This is a genomic window from Streptomyces sp. 11-1-2 (assembly GCF_003595545.1).
Lineage (GTDB): Bacteria > Actinomycetota > Actinomycetes > Streptomycetales > Streptomycetaceae > Streptomyces > Streptomyces hygroscopicus_B.
On record NZ_CP022545.1, the window covers coordinates 5,503,913 to 5,521,729 of the forward strand.

At 71.8% G+C, this 17,817-nt stretch carries 10 protein-coding genes; 1 reads left to right on the forward strand and 9 read right to left on the reverse strand.

What is annotated here, in order from left to right; all coding sequences use genetic code 11:
• Positions 1–221: 221 nt before the first annotated feature.
• The 9 genes from CGL27_RS23070 to bldG all read right to left on the reverse strand — a co-directional run bounded on the left by CGL27_RS23070 (position 222) and on the right by bldG (position 15,267).
• A complete protein-coding gene (locus CGL27_RS23070; protein ID WP_119989715.1) occupies positions 222–1,442 on the reverse strand; it encodes a DNA polymerase III subunit delta' in 1,221 nt (406 codons plus the stop codon).
• A 219-nt stretch (positions 1,443–1,661) separates the two neighbouring features.
• Positions 1,662–4,994: a dTMP kinase gene (tmk, locus tag CGL27_RS23075; protein WP_119989717.1), complete on the reverse strand. Its 3,333-nt coding sequence runs from the start codon at positions 4,992–4,994 to the stop codon at positions 1,662–1,664.
• A 103-nt stretch (positions 4,995–5,097) separates the two neighbouring features.
• On the reverse strand, positions 5,098–7,935 hold the full coding sequence (gene topA / locus CGL27_RS23080; RefSeq protein WP_119989719.1) for a type I DNA topoisomerase: 2,838 nt from the start codon (positions 7,933–7,935) through the stop codon (positions 5,098–5,100).
• Between the two features lie 211 nt (positions 7,936–8,146).
• Positions 8,147–8,344, reverse strand: coding sequence for a hypothetical protein (locus CGL27_RS23085; RefSeq protein ID WP_078642250.1), 198 nt, complete (start codon positions 8,342–8,344; stop codon positions 8,147–8,149).
• Between the two features lie 271 nt (positions 8,345–8,615).
• A complete protein-coding gene (locus CGL27_RS23090; protein ID WP_119989721.1) occupies positions 8,616–10,190 on the reverse strand; it encodes a class I SAM-dependent methyltransferase in 1,575 nt (524 codons plus the stop codon).
• Between the two features lie 166 nt (positions 10,191–10,356).
• On the reverse strand, positions 10,357–10,929 hold the full coding sequence (locus CGL27_RS23095; RefSeq protein WP_237299025.1) for a small secreted protein: 573 nt from the start codon (positions 10,927–10,929) through the stop codon (positions 10,357–10,359).
• 238 nt (positions 10,930–11,167) lie between these two features.
• Positions 11,168–13,606, reverse strand: coding sequence for a sodium-translocating pyrophosphatase (locus tag CGL27_RS23100; RefSeq protein ID WP_078642253.1), 2,439 nt, complete (start codon positions 13,604–13,606; stop codon positions 11,168–11,170).
• A 798-nt stretch (positions 13,607–14,404) separates the two neighbouring features.
• Entirely contained in the window at positions 14,405–14,833 is a 429-nt protein-coding gene (locus tag CGL27_RS23110; RefSeq protein ID WP_078642254.1) for an ATP-binding protein, read from the reverse strand.
• Between the two features lie 92 nt (positions 14,834–14,925).
• Positions 14,926–15,267, reverse strand: coding sequence for an anti-sigma factor antagonist BldG (gene bldG / locus CGL27_RS23115; protein ID WP_014061729.1), 342 nt, complete (start codon positions 15,265–15,267; stop codon positions 14,926–14,928).
• Positions 15,268–15,321: 54 nt separating this feature from the next.
• On the opposite strand from bldG, the gene CGL27_RS51035 reads away from it, so the two are divergent.
• Positions 15,322–17,778 (forward strand): DEAD/DEAH box helicase, encoded by a 2,457-nt coding sequence (locus CGL27_RS51035; protein ID WP_205587738.1) that lies wholly within the window; start codon positions 15,322–15,324, stop codon positions 17,776–17,778.
• Positions 17,779–17,817 lie beyond the last annotated feature (39 nt).

Genomic DNA, 17,817 nt, shown 5'->3' on the forward strand with positions numbered 1-17,817 from the left:
CGGGATCGCACCGGTCGGATCATCCGGATCACGTCGAACAAGGTGATCCGGGTGGTCAGGGTCGCCAGGGTGATCACCCTGATCGCTCGGATCCTGGAGATCGGACCCTGGAGATCGGGCCCTGGAGATCGCGTCCTGGAGCTACGGCCGGTTTGCCCCCTTACGGAGGGTATCCGCCCGAACACGCTTCATGCGCCCGGGAGCGAACCCGTACGGGTGACTCAGCCGGCCCGCAGCGCCATGGTCATCGCCTCGACCGCCAGCAGCGGCGCCACATTGCTGTCCAGCGCCTGACGGCACGCCGTGATCGCCTCGATCCGGCGCAACGTCCGCTCGGGCTTCGAGCCCGAGGCGATCCGGTCCAGCGCGTCCCGTACGTCGGTGTTGGCGAGCGCGACCTGGGAGCCGAGCTGGAGGGCCAGCACATCGCGGTAGAAGGCGATCAGATCGGTGAGCGCGAGGTCGAGGGTGTCGCGCTGGGTGCGGGTGGCACGGCGCTTCTGGCGGTCCTGGAGATCCTTCATGGCCCCGGCCGTGCCGCGCGGCAGCCGTCCGCCCGTACCGGCGGCGGCGCCCAGGGCGGCGCGCAGCTCCTCGGTCTCCTTGACATCGACCTCCTCCGCCACCTGCTTGGCGTCCTCGGCCGCCGCGTCGATCAGCTCCTGGGCCGCCTTGAGGCAGCCGCCCACGTCGTCGACGCGCAGCGGGAGCTTCAGGACGGCGGCGCGGCGGGCGCGGGCCCGCTCGTCGGTGGCCAGTCGGCGGGCGCGGTCGATATGGCCCTGGGTGGCGCGGGCGGCGGAGGCGGCGAGCTCGGGCTCGATGCCGTCGCGCCGGACGAGGAGGTCCGCGACCGCCTCCACCGGGGGCGTGCGGAGGGTGAGGAGACGGCAGCGGGAGCGGATCGTGGGCAGCACATCCTCCAGCGAGGGCGTGCACAGCAGCCATACGGTGCGCGGCGCGGGCTCCTCGACGGCCTTGAGGAGAACATTGCCCGCGCCCTCGGTAAGGCGGTCGGCGTCCTCCATGACGATCACCTGCCACCGGCCGCCGGCGGGCGAGAGCTGGGCACGGCGGACGAGTTCCCGGGTCTCCTTGACGCCGATGGTGAGCATGTCCGTACGGACCACCTCCACATCGGCGTGGGTGCCGACGAGGGCGGTGTGACAGCCGTCGCAGAAGCCGCAGCCGGGGGCGCCGCCGAGCGCCCGGTCCGGGCTGACGCACTGCAGCGCGGCGGCGAAGGCGCGGGCCGCGGTGGCCCGGCCGGAGCCGGGCGGGCCGGTGAACAGCCAGGCGTGGGTCATCTTGGACGACGCCATGGGCTCCTGGGCCGGGGTCGCCTCGCCCGCCGCCGTGACCAGGGCGTCCGCATCCCCCGCGGCAGCCGTCAGCTGGGCCGCTACTCGGTCCTGCCCGACCAGGTCGTCCCACACCGCCATGGCTGCCTCCGCCGTTCGTGCTTACGGCAACCCATTGTGGGCCACCCCACCGACAGCCGAGCACGACCGTCGACGACGGCGCCCGGCGGGATCGTCAGCGGGGGCCCCGCCAACGGGCCTCCGTCGGTGCCCCGCCGTCAGCGGCTCTCCGTCAGCGCCCTACCGTCGGTGCCCCGCCGTCTGCGGCTACCCGCCAGCGGGCCTCGTCGGCGCCTGCCGTCAGCGGCGCCGGCCGTCCTCGTCGTCGCGCGGGCCGAGCAGCTCGTCGGCCAGCGACGGGAGGTCGTCCAGCGGGGTCTCCTCCGCCCACTCGGGACGGCGGCGGCGCGGACGCGGCGACTCCGCACCGCCCTGCGCCTGGCCCTGATCATGCCCCTGGCCCTGACCGGGACCGTGGCCGTACAGGGGCATCTCGCGCGTGCGCTCGTTCCCCTCGCCCTGGCTCTGCGCCTGCTCCTGGCCCTCGTCCGGCCGGAACAGCCACGGCGGGACCCGGTCCGCCGGGTCGGCGGATCGCTCGTCCCGTACGGGCGGCAGCACGGCCGTCTCCTCGGCCGCGCTCATGGGCGGCTCGGCGGGCGGCTGGGGCAGGACGGCCGTCTCCTCGGCGTCAGGGCCGCCCCGGCGCTCCGGGCCGTCCTGGGGCCGTACGGGCGGCAGCACAGCGGTGTCGCCGGCGTCCGGGCCGTTCTGGGGAGGCACGGGCGGCAGCACCGTGGTCTCGTCCGCGTCCGGCCCGGCGGCGGGACGGCCGGAGCCGCCGTCGCCGACGTACTCCGCCCACGGGTCGAACCGCGGCGTCTGGACCGTCTTCGTCGAGTCCGGGTCGTCGGAGGCGCGGCCCGCCGCGTCCCGGGCTCCGCCGGTGTCCTGGGAACCGCCCGCGCCCCGCGAGCCCTCCGCGTCGTGCGGCGGCGGGGCCGGGGTCTCGGTCTCCACGGTCGGCGCCTCGGCCCCGGAGGAGGCCGCCGCATCCGCCGCGTCCGCTGCCAGCCGCGCCTGCTCCGCCCGCAGCAGCGCCTCCTCGGCCTTGCGCTGCTCCTCCTGGCGGCGCGCGTCGGCCTCGGCCCGCCGCAGGGCCTCCGCCTCCGCCTCCAGGCGGCGCCGCTCCTCGTCGGCGGCGCGGGCGCGGTCCTCGGCCTCGATGCGCTTGCGGTCCTCCTCGGCCCTGCGGCGCGCGTCCTCGGCCCGCTGACGGGCCGCCTCGGCCTGCCGCTCGGCCTCGCGCTGGCGGGCCTCCTCCAGCTCGCGGCGCTTGCGCTCCTCCTCCTCGGCGCGCGCCTTGGCGAGCGCCTCCTGGCGCTCGCGCTCCAGCCGCTCCTCCTCGGCCTTACGGGCGGCCTCTTCCTCGGCCCGGCGGCGGGCCTCCTCCTCGGCGGCCTTACGGGCCTCCTCCTGGGCCTTCACCTCCGCCTCGGACAGCGGCAGCATCTGGTCCAGGCGGTGGCGCACCACGGAGGTGACCGCCTCCGGAAGCTGCCCGGCGTCGACGACGAGGTAGCGGGCCGGGTCGGCGGCGGCGAGGGCCAGGAATCCGGACCGTACGCGCTGGTGGAACTCGGCGGGCTCGGACTCGAGCCGGTCCGGGGCCTCGGTGAAGCGCTCGCGCGCGGTCTCCGGCGAGACGTCCAGCAGCACCGTCAGATGCGGCACCAGGCCGTTCGTCGCCCAGCGCGAGATACGGGCGATCTCGGTCGCGGCGAGGTCGCGCCCCGCGCCCTGGTAGGCCACGGACGAGTCGATGTAGCGGTCGGAGATGACGACCGCGCCGCGCTCCAGCGCCGGGCGGACCACGGTGTCGACGTGCTCGGCGCGGTCCGCCGCGTACAGCAGCGCCTCGGCGCGGTGCGAGATCCCGGCGGACGAGACGTCGAGCAGGATCGAGCGGAGCCGCTTGCCGATCGCGGTCGCGCCCGGCTCACGGGTCACCACGACCTCGTGGCCCTTGGCCCTTATCCACTCGGCCAGCGCCTCCACCTGCGTGGACTTGCCCGAGCCGTCGCCGCCCTCGATGGCGATGAAGAAACCGGTGGCGGTCGGGCCCTCGTCCGCGCCCCCGCCGCCGAGCAGCGCCTCGCGCAGATCGCGCCGCAGCGGCACTCCCTGCCGGTCGTCGGTCCGGCCGAGGACCAGCGCGGCGACGGGCAGCAGCAGCGCGCCCACCAGCATCAGGGTGAACGCCGCGCCGCCGTGGGCGAAGACGAAATCACCGCTGCCGAGCCGGTGCGGTCCGATGACGGCGGCGAGCAGCGGCGCGACGACCGCGCCGAACCCGACGCTGACACGGACGACGGCCTGCAGATGCGCGGTCATCCGGGGCCGGCGGGCCTCCTCGGACTCCTGGTCCAGGAGGGCATGGCCGGTGTGGGCGGCGATACCGGCCAGCACACCCGCGACCAGGGCGATCAGCACGACGGTGGTCGTGTCGTGCACCAGGCCCACCGTGAGCAGCGCGAGCCCGGTCAGCGCGACCGACAGCGCCAGCAGCCTGCGCCGCGACAAACCGGGGAGAACCTTCGGGGCCCAGCGGATGCCCAGGGCCGGACCGCCGGCCAGCACGAGGGCGAGCAGCGCGAAGGCGACCGGCCCGCCGCCGAGGTCCATGGCCTGCAGCGGGGCGACGCCCACGGCCGCGGCGATCGCGCTCGCCACCCCGGCGCAGGCGAGCACCAGCAGCGGAACGGCACCGGTCCGGCCCTTGTCGGCGCCGGTACCGGAGGCGGCGCGGGGCCGGCGCAGCCCCTCCAGGGGGGAGCGGGTGCGGCTGGTCTGCCCGCCGGGCAGTTCGAGGAAGGTGAGGATCGAGATCGACGCGGCGAAGAGCCCGGCGCCGACGTACGAGCCGAGGGCGGCCTGGTGGGTGTGGAACCACTCCACGCCGGTACCCAGCAGCCTGCCGATGAGGGTGACGACGAGCAGCCCGGCGGCGGCGATGGGCAGCGTCAGGAAGTTCGTACGGAGCGAGAGCCGGCGCAGCGCGTCCAGGTGGTCGGGCAGCGGGCGCACGGCCGCGCCCTCGGCGGGCGGTGCCGGGAGCAGCGAGGGCGCCGCGCCGTCCTTGGCGACGGTCCAGAAGCGCTCGGCGACGCCGACGACGAAGGTGGTGATGAGCAGCCAGGCGACGGCGTCGGCCGGGGCCCAGTCGATCCACAGCGGCGCGATGAGGAGCAGCACCAGCCGCAGACCGTCCGCGCCGACCATGGTCCAGCGGCGGTCCAGCGGACCGGAGGGGCCGATGAGCGCGGCGAGCGGCCCGAGGAGCACCGCGCCGAACAGCACGGTCGCCAGGAGCCGTATGCCCAGCACCACCGCGACCGCGAAGGCCGCGCCGCGATACCCGCCACCGAAGGAGTCGGCGGCCACGGACGCCTGCAGCGTCAGCAGCACCAGCACCAGCACGGCGAGCGCGTCCCCCGCGCCGCCGACGAGTTGGGCGCTCCAGAGCCGTCGCAGCGGCTGATAGCGCAGCAGGGCTCGTACGGCCCGCTCGCGGGAGTCCGCGGCAAGGGCACCGGAAGTGGCGGTCACGTCCGTTGGCTGCTCTCGCGTCATCCCGCCAGCCTATCCGGATCACATGAATCCACGGCCCCCCGGCCGAACAAACGGGCGGTGAGCCGTGGATGGCGCGGGGATTGCTCCGCCTTGCTCCGCTTTCCTACTCGGCGTTGGCCGACGACTTCTTGGCCGCTGCCGTCTTCTTGGCGGCGGTCTTCGCGGTCGTCTTCTTGGCAGTCGTCTTCTTCGCCGCGGTCTTCTTGGCGGCCGTCTTGGTCGCCGTCGTCTTCTTGACCGCGGTCTTCTTCGCCGCCGTCTTCTTGGCGGTCTTCTTGGCCGGGCCCTTGGCGCGCTTCTCGGCGAGCAGCTCGAAGCCGCGCTCGGGCGTGATGGTCTCCACGTCGTCGTCGCGGCGCAGCGTCGCGTTGGTCTCGCCGTCCGTGACGTACGGGCCGAAGCGGCCGTCCTTCACCACCACGGGCCGCTCGCTGACCGGGTCGGTGCCCAGCTCCTTCAGCGGCGGCTTGGCCGCGGCCCGGCCACGCTGCTTGGGCTGGGCGTAGATCGCCAGCGCCTGCTCGAGCGTGATGGTGAAGAGCTGCTCCTCGCTCTCCAGCGACCGCGAGTCCGTGCCCTTCTTCAGGTACGGGCCGTAGCGGCCGTTCTGCGCGGTGATCTCCACACCCTCGGGGTCGGCGCCGACCACACGCGGCAGCGACATCAGCTTGAGCGCGTCCTCCAGGGTCACCGTGTCCAGGGACATCGACTTGAGGAGGGACGCGGTGCGCGGCTTGACGGCGTTCTTACCGGTCTTGGGAGTGTCCTCGGGGAGCACCTCGGTGACATACGGGCCGTAGCGGCCGTCCTTGGCCACGATCTGGCGACCGGTCTCGGGGTCGGGGCCCAGCTCGAACTCACCGCTCGGCTTGGCGAACAGCTCCTCCGCGTACGCCACGGTCAGCTCGTCCGGCGGCATGTCGTCGGGGACGTCGGCGCGCCGGCCGGTGCCGCCCTCGATCTCCGTCGGGCGCTCGACGTACGGCCCGTAGCGGCCGACGCGCAGCACGATGCCGTCGCCCACGGGGAAGGACGAGATCTCCCGGGCGTCGATCGCGCCCAGGTCGGTGACCAGCTCCTTGAGGCCGCCGAGGTGGTCGCCGTCGCCGTTCCCGGCCTCGGCGGCGCCGGCCTGCGCGCCCTCGCCGAAGTAGAAGCGCTTCAGCCACGGCACGGCCTCGGCCTCGCCGCGCGCGATGCGGTCGAGATCGTCCTCCATCTTGGCGGTGAAGTCGTAGTCGACCAGCCGGCCGAAGTGCTTCTCCAGCAGGTTGACCACGGCGAAGCTCAGGAAGGAGGGCACGAGCGCGGTGCCCTTCTTGAAGACATAGCCGCGGTCGAGGATGGTGCCCAGGATCGTGGCGTAGGTCGAGGGGCGGCCGATCTCGCGCTCTTCGAGCTCCTTGACCAGCGACGCCTCGGTGTAGCGGGCCGGGGGCTTGGTCGCGTGGCCGTCGGCGGTGATCTCCTGAGCGGTGAGCCGGTCGCCCTCGGTGACCTGCGGCAGCCGGCGCTCGCGGTCGTCGAGCTCGGCGTTCGGGTCGTCGGCGCCCTCCACGTAGGCCTTCATGAAGCCGTGGAAGGTGATCGTCTTACCGGAGGCGGAGAACTCGGCGTCCCGGCCGTCGCTCGCCTGCCCGGCGATCTTGACGGTGACCGAGTTGCCGATCGCGTCCTTCATCTGGGAGGCGACGGTCCGCTTCCAGATCAGCTCGTAGAGCCGGAACTGGTCGCCGGTAAGGCCGGTCTCCGCCGGGGTGCGGAAGCGGTCTCCCGAGGGGCGGATGGCCTCGTGCGCCTCCTGGGCGTTCTTGACCTTGCCCGCGTAGGTGCGCGGCTTGTCGGGCAGATAGTCGGCGCCGTACAGCTGCGTGACCTGCGCCCGGGCCGCCGTGACCGCCGTGTCCGACAGGACGGTGGAGTCCGTACGCATATAGGTGATGTAGCCGTTCTCATACAGCTTCTGCGCGACCTGCATGGTGGCCTTGGCCCCGAAGCCCAGCTTGCGGCTGGCCTCCTGCTGCAGGGTCGTCGTACGGAACGGCGCGTACGGCGAGCGGCGGTACGGCTTGGACTCGACCGAGCGCACCGTGAAGGCGGTGTCGGCGAGAGCCGTTGCCAGGGAGCGGGCGCCGGCCTCGTCCAGCTGCAGGACGTTGACGCCGTCCTTGAGCTGCCCGAGCGAGGTGAAATCGCGCCCCTGGGCGACCCGGAGGCCGTCGACGGCCGTAAGGCGGGCACCGAAGGTGCCGGGGTCGCTGACGTCACCGGCCCGGCCGGTGGCGAAGGTGCCGGTGAGGTCCCAGTACTCGGCGGAGCGGAAGGCGATGCGCTCGCGCTCGCGCTCGACGACGAGACGGGTGGCGACGGACTGGACCCGGCCCGCGGACAGGCCGCGCATGACCTTCTTCCACAGGACCGGCGAGACCTCGTAGCCGTAGAGGCGGTCGAGGATGCGGCGGGTCTCCTGGGCATCGACCAGGCGCTGGTTCAGCTCGCGCGGGTTGGCCACGGCGGCCCGGATGGCGTCCTTGGTGATCTCGTGGAAGACCATCCGGCGCACCGGGACCTTGGGCTTGAGGACCTCCTGGAGGTGCCAGGCGATGGCCTCGCCCTCTCGGTCCTCATCGGTGGCCAGGAAGAGCTCGTCGGAGTCGGCGAGCAGCTCCTTGAGCTTCTTGACCTGGCTCTTCTTGTCGGAGTTGACCACGTAGACGGGCTGGAAGTCGTGCTCGACGTCCACGCCGAGCCGCCGGACCTCGCCGGTGTACTTGTCGGGGACCTCGGCCGCACCGTTCGGCAGGTCCCGGATGTGCCCGACGCTGGCCTCGACCACGTAGCCCGGGCCGAGGTAGCCCTTAATCGTCTTCGCCTTGGCAGGCGACTCGACGATGACGAGTCGGCGGCCGCCCTGTGCGGTCTCGCTGGTGGTCGGGGACAACTTGGCTCTTCTCTCCGGTCGACGCTCGGTGAACGGGCAGTGCCGCGTGGGTAACGCTCACACGGCCTCCCTCTACGGTGACGCTGCGGAGTGTGACGGTACATCCCGCCCCCGTGTCAAACGGAAAAAGCCCGCAACGCCACTCGAACGGTAACCCGACAACCGACCTGTCTGCCGCCCGGACCGGTACGAGGCAGCGCGGAAGGCCCTGTCAGGCGTAACCGAGACACCAGATTCCGCCGCCAAGGGCGGCGACGCCGAAGAAAAGGGAGAGCGCCGCGGAAGCGACAGGACTCACACCATGTGCCACCGGTGCGCGCAGCCTCAGGCGCGCCGCCGTCCACAGCAGCAGCGCGGCGCCGAACAACACGAATGCCGTTCCGGCGAAGATCGCAGGTCCGCTCTCCATGACGGGAGCGTGACACGCACGGGAGGCGTGAGCGCGAACCCCGGGTGAACAGCGCGGGTCGCCTCGTGCGGCCCGTCCGTACGCCGTCGGCGCCCATCCCGGCCCGACGCCCGCGTATCCGCCGCGAACCGCCCGTCCGCGCCTGTCTGCGCCCGTCCGCGCCTGTCCGGGTGGCCTCTTCTGCGCTCCGGCGGCAGCTTTCTGCCATACGGGGGCGCGGGGGAGGGTGCTGTACCACCGGCGTACGCCCCCAGCACCCGCCCGGCACGCTCTATCGCGCCTCTATGCCGTCGTCATCGACCGGCCGCAGAAAACCCTGCTCGATCAGGAGCCGGATGGACTGCGGGGTGCGGTCGCGCAGCACCACTTGGTCCTCCCCGAGCAGCTGGGCGATGGCGTCCAGGATCCGGCCCGCGCTCAGTGTGCCGTCGCACACACCCGCGAAGCCCGCCCCGACCGTGTCCACCGTCGTCGCCCGCCGCATCCCCCGGTACTGCCTGAGCACCACATGCTCGGGGTCCTCGGCCCCGGGCGGGCCCACCTGCTCCTGGACGACCTCGTCCGCCAGCCGGAAGCGGGTGGTCAGCAGCGCCGCGTCGTCATGCGTGCGCAGGAAGTCCTGCCGGTCGAAGTGGGCCATGGCCTCGCCCCCCAGCGGCTGCTCGACCGGATGGGGCCACTCCTCCACGGTCACCGAGGGCCGGTCGGCGCCGGACTTGCGCAGGGTGATCCAGCCGAAGCCGACGGCCTTGGTCTTCCGCGCCTCGAACTCGTCCAGCCACGCGTCGTAGCGCGCCGCGTACGCCTCGGGGCCGGCCAGATGCTCACCGGCGTCGCGCAGCCACAGCTCGGTGTACTGGCTGACGTCCTGCACCTCGCGCTGCACGATCCACGCGTCACAGCCGGACGGGACCCAGGAGGCCACCCGCTCGCGCCAGTCCTCCCCCTCGATGTGCTGCCAGTTCGCCAGCAGCTGACACCAGCCGCCGTCGGCGAGGTGCCCGGCGGACTCCTGGACGAGGGTGCGGCACAGGTCGTCCCCGGACATCCCGCCCTCCCGGTAGACCAGCTCGCTGCCCTCCGGGGAGCGGGGGGAGATCACAAAGGGCGGGTTGGAGACGATCAGGTCGTACGTCTCGTCCCGGACCGGCTCGAACAGCGATCCCTCCCGCAGATCCGGCTCCGGCGCCCCGGACAGGGCGAGGGTCAGCCGGGCGATCGCCAGGGCGCGCGGATTGCGGTCCGTGGCAGTGACGCGGGTGGCGTGGCGGCCCGCGTGCAGCGCCTGGATACCGGAGCCGGTGCCGAGGTCCAGGACCCGGCCCACGGGCGCGGGCACGGTGAGACCGGCGAGCGTGGTGGACGCGCCGCCGACCCCGAGGACGAGCCGGGAGCGGTCCTCACGGCCGCGCGCGCCGCCCGGGCCGCCGATCCCTCCGGCGCCGCCGACCGCGCAGCCCAGGTCGGAGACGATCCACCAGTCCTGGCCCTCGGGGCCGCCGTAAGGCCGCACATCCACGCTCGCGCGCACCTCGTCGCCCTCGCGCACCAGCCAGCCGTCGGCGAGGCAGCCCTCGGCCGGCAGGGCCGCGGCCGCCCGCCCGTACGCCACGGGCCGCTGCAGCAGAAAGAGCCGCACCAGGGTCTCCAGCGGGCTGCTCTCGCCCCGGGTGGCGCGCAGCGCCGGGACGGTCTCGCCGCGCGCCAGGGCCGCGTAGGCGGACGGGCCGAGCAGATCCAGCAGACCATCGGCGGTGAATGAGGCGGCCGACAGCGCCTCACGAAGGCGGGCGGTGCGCTCAGGGTCGGCGACGGGAAGGCGGAACGGAGGCTGGTGCGTACTCACGCCCCCATTGTCGGGGCAATGACCGACAGCGGGCGACGCCGGTCGGCATCGGAACGACATCGCCCGCGTCGGCCAGGCTGACGAGCCGACAAAAGGGGGCGCGAGGCGACGCCGTTGACCCCTGGGGGGAGAACCGGGGCCGTCCTGGACAGCCCTGGGCAGCCCGTCAGGACTGCGTCGTGGCGCCGCCGGTCGTCTTCGGCTTCTGGCAGCCGGACTGCTTGGCCATCGCCGAGCCGACCTTTCCTTCCTGCAGCTTCTGCAGGGCCTGGTCTCCCGACTTGCTGAGCTTGTCGAGCTCGTCGGCGACGCCCTTGAGCCCCTGGGCGAACTTGGACTTGTCCGAGGTGTCCAGCTTGTCGACGGACGTCTTCAGCTTCGTGTACGCCCCCGAGGTGGCGTTGAGCTCCTTGACCGCCTGCTGCTGGGTCTTGTCGCCGCTGTCGACGGGCGGGGGGCCCGCCTTGTTCACGGCCTTGGCGAGTGCCCCGTAGGACTCGGAGATCTCCTGGAACGCCTTGGAGTCGGTCTGCTGCAGCTTCTTGGAGTCCTGCTCGTCGGCCGCACCCTGGATCGCGGTGTTTGCGCCCTGGATCTTCTTCAGCTGAGGCTGCACCTCGTCACAGACCGACTTGGCCCAGTCGTTGACCTTCTTGTCCTCATCGCCGCCCCCGCAGCCGGTCAGCGCCAGTACGAGTGCCGCACCGCCGGACAGTGCAGCCACAAGCTTCTTGTTCACCGGATTGGTCCCTTCCATGGCTCTCGGCCCCGGAACATACACGTCCATCCGGCGAAGCCCACCCGGCGAGCGCCCCGTATGGATCCTTTTGCAGTCATTTGCACCACGCTCGTTGTGGACATGGCCTCATCGAGCGGACGGGACACCCCGGACAGGGACACGGGCGGGCGATGTGCTGCCGCACATCGCCCGCCCGCATGTCGCAGGGGCTTTCCCGGCCCCCTGGCCCCTTCCGGGGCTAGGACACCACCGCCGCGTCGGCCGACTTCGCCACGCGCTCGGAGTTGTCTTCGTCACCTACGACGATTCCGCGCCGCTTGGAGATGTAGACCGCGGTGACGATGATCACGACGGCGAGCCCGGCGACGACCGCACGCAGCCCAGGGCTGGCGTTGTCCCCGTAGGAGAACTTCACCACCGCGGGCGCGATCAGCAGCGCCACCAGGTTCATCACCTTCAGCAGCGGGTTGATCGCGGGGCCCGCGGTGTCCTTGAAGGGATCGCCGACCGTGTCGCCGATCACCGTCGCGGCATGCGCCTCGCTCCCCTTACCGCCGTGATGACCGTCCTCGACCAGCTTCTTGGCGTTGTCCCACGCGCCGCCGGAGTTGGCGAGGAAGACGGCCATCAGCGTGCCGGTGCCGATCGCGCCCGCCAGGAACGAGCCGAGCGCGCCGACCCCGAAGGTGAAGCCGACGGCGATCGGCGCCAGGACGGCGAGCAGACCCGGTGTGGCCAGCTCGCGCAGCGCGTCCTTGGTGCAGATGTCGACGACCCGGCCGTACTCGGGCTGCTCGCTGTAGTTCATGATCCCGGGCTTCTCGCGGAACTGCCGCCGTACCTCGAAGACCACCGCTCCGGCCGACCGCGACACCGCGTTGATCGCCAGCCCGGAGAAGAGGAAGACGACGGCGGCGCCGAGGACGAGGCCCACGAGGTTGTTGGGCTGCGAGATGTCCAGGCTCAGATTCATCTCCCCGGCCACGGAGGCGTGCACATCGTTCACGGCCTCCGCGATGGCGTCGCGGTACGAGCCGAAGAGCGCGGCCGCGGCGAGCACCGCCGTCGCGATGGCGATGCCCTTGGTGATCGCCTTGGTGGTGTTGCCGACCGCGTCGAGGTCGGTGAGCACCTGCGCGCCCGCGCCCTCGACATCGCCGGACATCTCGGCGATGCCCTGGGCGTTGTCGGAGACCGGACCGAAGGTGTCCATGGCGACGATCACACCGACCGTGGTGAGCAGGCCGGTGCCGGCGAGCGCGACGGCGAACAGCGCCAGCATGATCGAGGTGCCGCCGAGCAGGAAGGCGCCGTAGACGCTCAGCCCGATCAGCACCGCCGAGTAGACGGCCGACTCCAGACCGAGCGAGATACCGGAGAGCACCACCGTGGCCGGGCCGGTCAGCGAGGTCTTGCCGACGTCCCGCACGGGACGCCGGGTGGTCTCGGTGAAGTAGCCCGTGAGCTGCTGGATGAGCGCGGCCAGCACGATGCCGATGGCGACGGCGACGAGCGCGAGGACCCGCGGATCACCGCTGTGGCCGAGGATCTCGCGGCTGGTGACGCCGTCGAGATCCGCGTAGCTGGACGGCAGGTAGGTGAAGACCGCGACCGCCACCAGAGCCATCGAGATCACGGCCGAAATGAAGAAGCCGCGGTTGATGGCGCTCATTCCGCTGCGGTCGGCGCGGCGCGGGGCCACGGCGAAGATCCCGATCATGGCGGTGACCACGCCGATGGCCGGAACGAGCAGCGGGAAGGCCAGCCCGGCGTCGCCGAAGGCCGCCTTGCCGAGGATCAGCGCGGCGACCAGGGTGACGGCGTACGACTCGAAGAGGTCGGCGGCCATACCGGCGCAGTCGCCGACGTTGTCGCCAACGTTGTCCGCGATGGTGGCGGCGTTGCGCGGGTCGTCCTCGGGGATGCCCTTCTCGACCTTGCCGACAAGGTCGGCGCCGACGTCGGCGGCCTTGGTGAAGATGCCACCGCCGACCCTCATGAACATCGCGATCAGCGCGGCGCCGAGCCCGAAGCCTTCCAGCACCTTGGGCGCGTCGGCCGCGTAGACCAGCACCACGCAGGAGGCGCCCAGCAGTCCGAGGCCCACGGTGAACATGCCCACCACACCGCCGGTACGGAAAGCGATCTTCATCGCCTTGTGCGAGACGGCCGTGAGATCCACGCTCGGCTTACCGGGTGCGGAAGCGGCCGAATCGCCATTGACGGGTGTGGTGGGGGGCTCGGGGGTGGCCTCACGGGCGGCGGCGGCGACGCGCACATTGCTGCGCACCGCGAGCCACATCCCGATATAGCCGGTGGCCGCCGAGAATGCCGCACCGATCAGAAAGAACACCGAACGCCCGATGCGCTGCGGCCAGTCGTCCGCCGGCAACAGCATGAGCAGGAAGAACACCACCACGGCGAATCCGCCGAGAGTGCGCAACTGCCGGGCCAGATAGGCATTGGCGCCTTCCTGAACGGCCTCGGCGATCTTCTTCATACTGTCCGTGCCCTCGCCCGCCGCGAGGACTTGTCGTACCAGCACCACCGCGACCGCGAGCGCCGCGATCGCGACGGCGGCGATCACCAGCACGATCACACGGTTGTCGTGGGTCAGCTCTGCGGCGGCCAGGGTTGGGGTGAGATCCAGCTGATGAGGGGTGAGAGGCCCCGCCATTCGTCCTCCTTGACGTTTGGCACATGGGCGCGCAGCAGTTCTGCGACCGCAGAAGAGCCGCCGCGCTCAGGCGTCCTGAGCTCGAGATGTGGACGGATTGTAGGGAGCGTCACACGATCAAAACAGGGCGCCGGAATGGGAATTCGCCCGCACCAGCGAAGATCAATTGGTTTGGCGGTATGAATTCCTTCGGAAGAAGGAAGGTCGACAATTCACTGACGGATGTAAAATGATCTCTACGAATGATCTATATAGATGATCTAGCGGCAGTCGCGCATCACCGAGAAAATCGCTGTTCAGAGCCTAGGCCAGAGATCGAAATAGCGCGCGCCGAGAGGTGCGCCGGGACCATGCGGCCGACCGGGCGCGGGCATGCCGACAGCCGGACCAGCGATCATGAAACGGCCGGTGTGGCGGGTTCCAGCGGGTCCTGCGAGTCGGGTGAGGGATGACGGACAGATGACCCTCACGAGGGACCCAGCTTCGGCGATCAGGACGAGCAAGGCCCGCTCCCGGCCCCGGGAGAGGGCCTGCCGTGTGCGAACAGGACTCAGCCCGGCGTGAGCAGTGCCCGAACCGACGAGAGCAGGGCGCAGCCACATGGGGCAGCACCCAAGCCAACGGAAGCAGGGCGCAGCCACATGGGGCAGCACCCAAGCCAACGGGAGGCAGGAGTCAGCCCAGTGCGGGCAGCACCCCACCAACGGGAGCAGGACACAGCCCACTGCGAGCTAGGACTCGGCACGGCGGGGCAGGGCCCAGCAGCCCCAGTGGGGCAGGACCCGGCGCGGTGGGGGCTTAGGACACCAGAGGCTGGGGTGACGTCGGCCAGCTCATCCGGATCACTCCACCGGACTCGCTGCTCGTCACCTCGACATCGTCGACGAGCCCGCTGATGACGGCGAGACCCATCTCGTCCTCGCCCTCGGCCTCGTCGTCCATCTCCGGATGGGAGCCTGACGCCAGGGCCGCCGAGGTCGGGGATTCGTCACCGACCTCGATGGAGAACTTCTTCTCCTCCTCGGTCAGCGTCACCCGCACCGGTGCCTCCACCCCATTGCTCAGGTGGAGCCCGACCGCACGCGTGCAAGCCTCGCCGACCGCGAGCCGCACCTCGTCGAGCACGGCCTCATCCACCCCCGCCCGACGCGCCACGGCGGCCGCGACAAGACGAGCGGTCCTGACGTGCTCAGGCAGCGCGCTGAAGCGGAGTTCGACGGTGGCCATGCCATCCCCCTCGGGCGTATGGGCGTGCTTATCGGGAGGGCCGGGCGTACGCCGCCCGGAACCCCCTTCTGTGTCTTCCTTCGGCGATCTTGTCAGTCGGTCGCCGCGACAGCGTCCTCGACCGAGGTGTGAATCGGGAACACCTTGGTCAGGCCGGTGATGCGGAAGATCTTCAGAATGCGCTCCTGGTTGCAAACCAGGCGCAGCGAGCCCTCGTGGGCCCGCACTCGCTTGAGCCCGCCGACGAGCACGCCGAGTCCGGTGGAGTCGAGAAAGTCGACGCCCTCCATGTCGACGACCAGGTGGTAGTTGCCGTCGTTGACAAGCTCGACCAGCTGCTCGCGCAGCTTGGGCGCGGTGTATACATCAATCTCGCCACCGACCTCGACGACCGTGCGGTCATCGACGGTCCGAGTCGACAGGGACAGGTCCACGGATCCTCCAGCACCTTGCATCGAGCGGTCGCCCCCCATGGATCGGCAGCCGCGATGGCATTCAATCACTTACCAGCAGGCGTGCACGACGCCTTGAGACCATTGTCCGTCAGACCAGTGACACACTCGGTGTCGATGGCCCACGACCAAATCCCGCGGCAGGCGGGCATACACCCCTCACCCCGGGCCGTCCTCGGTCGGCTGAGCACCGGGGCGGGCCGGGGCGCGCGCATCACTCATACGGAGCACTTGCCCCCGCGCCCGGGAACCCATGCCGACTGGCCCTCGGCGATCCGGCCGGAGGTGATCAACGCCATTCGCGCGGCCGGCATCGAGCGCCCGTGGGCCCACCAGGCGCGTACGGCCGAACACGCGCTGCGCGGGGAATCCGTGGTCGTGGCCACCGGAACCGCCTCCGGCAAGTCCCTCGCCTATCTGGCCCCCGTCCTCAGCACCCTGCTGGATGGCTCGGAGGAGCCCAGCGGCCGGGGGACGACCGCCCTTTACCTCTCCCCCACCAAGGCGCTGGCCGCCGACCAGCGCCGCGCGGTGGCCAGCTTCACCGCCCCGCTGGGCACCGGCGTCCGGGCGGCGGTCTACGACGGCGACACGCCCGTGGAGGAGCGCGAATGGGTGCGTCAGTACGCGAACTACGTGCTCACCAACCCCGACATGCTCCACCGCGGCATCCTGCCCGGCCACCCCAGATGGTCCTCCTTCCTGCGCGCGCTGCGCTATGTGGTGATCGACGAATGCCACACCTACCGGGGTGTCTTCGGCTCCCATGTGGCCCAGGTGCTGCGCAGGCTGCGACGCGTCTGCGCCCGCTACGGCTCCTCTCCCGTGTTCCTGCTCGCGTCGGCCACCGCCTCCGATCCGGCGGTCGCTGCCAGCCGGCTGACCGGCGTTCCCGTCGTGGAGATCACCGAGGACGGCTCGCCGCGCGGCGAGGTCGTCTTCGCCCTCTGGGAGCCGCCACTGACCGAGCTCCACGGCGAACAGGGCGCACCGGTGCGCCGCACGGCCACGGCCGAGTCCGCGGACCTGCTCACCGACCTGGCCGTCCAGGGCGTCCGTACGGTCACCTTCGTGCGCTCCCGGCGGGGCGCGGAGCTCATCGCGCTCATCGCCCAGGAGCGGCTCGCCGAGGTGGACCGCTCGCTGCCGGACCGGATCGCCGCCTATCGCGGCGGCTATCTCCCCGAGGAGCGCCGCGCCCTGGAGAGAGCCCTGCACTCCGGTGAGCTGCTGGGGCTCGCCGCCACCACCGCCCTGGAGCTGGGGATGGACATCGCCGGGCTGGACGCCGTGGTCGTGGCGGGCTACCCCGGCACCCGCGCCTCCCTGTGGCAGCAGGCGGGGCGGGCCGGGCGCACCGGCGAAGGAGCCCTGGCGATCCTGGTCGCCAGGGACGACCCGCTGGACACCTATCTCGTCCACCATCCGGACGCTCTCTTCCGGCAGCCTGTGGAGTCCACCGTCCTGGACCCGGACAACCCCTACGTCCTCGCGCCGCACCTGTGCGCGGCCGCGGCGGAGCTTCCGCTCACCGAGCCGGACCTGGAGCTCTTCGGCCCCGCCACCGAGGAGCTGATGCCGCAGTTGGAGCAGCGCAAGCTGCTGCGGCGCCGGGCGACCGCCTGGCACTGGACCCGCCGTGAGCGCGCCGCCGACCTCACCGACATCCGCGGGGCGGGCGGCAGCCCGGTCCAGGTCGTGGAGGCGGCGACCGGGCGGCTGCTGGGCACCGTGGACGCCGCGGCGGCCCACACCACCGTCCACGAGGGCGCCGTCCACCTGCATCAGGGCCGGAGCTATCTCGTCAGGCAGCTCGACCTCGACGACTCGGTCGCCCTGGTGGAGGAGGCCGCTCCGCCCTACTCGACCACGGCCCGCGACACCACGGCGATCTCCATCCTGGAGACCACCACCGAGATCCCCTGGGGGGACGCGCGGCTGTGCTTCGGCTCGGTCGAGGTCACCAACCAGGTCGTCTCCTTTCTGCGCCGCAAGCTGATCACCGGTGAGGTCCTCGGCGAGTCCAAGCTCGACCTTCCGCCGCGCACCCTGCGCACCCGGGCCGTGTGGTGGACGGTCACCGACGACCAGCTCGAGGAGGCCCGGGTGCACCCCCAGGCCCTCGGCGGCGCCCTGCACGCCGCCGAGCACGCCTCGATCGGCATCCTGCCGCTCTTCGCCACCTGTGACCGCTGGGACATCGGCGGGGTGTCCGTCCCGCTGCACCCCGACACGCTGCTGCCGACCGTCTTCGTGTACGACGGGCATCCGGGTGGCGCGGGCTTCGCCGAGCGCGCCTTCCACACGGCCGCCCGCTGGCTGGCGGCCACCCGCGAGGCGATCGCCGCCTGCGAGTGCGAGGCGGGATGCCCGTCCTGCATCCAGTCGCCCAAGTGCGGCAACGGCAACGACCCGCTGGACAAGAAGGCCGCCATCCGCCTCCTGACGACTCTGCTCGCCGGGGCCCCGGAGCAGCCGCCGGCCGCCGAGTGAGCGCTCCCTGCCACCGGGTGTCGACTGCAGTGCGGTGAC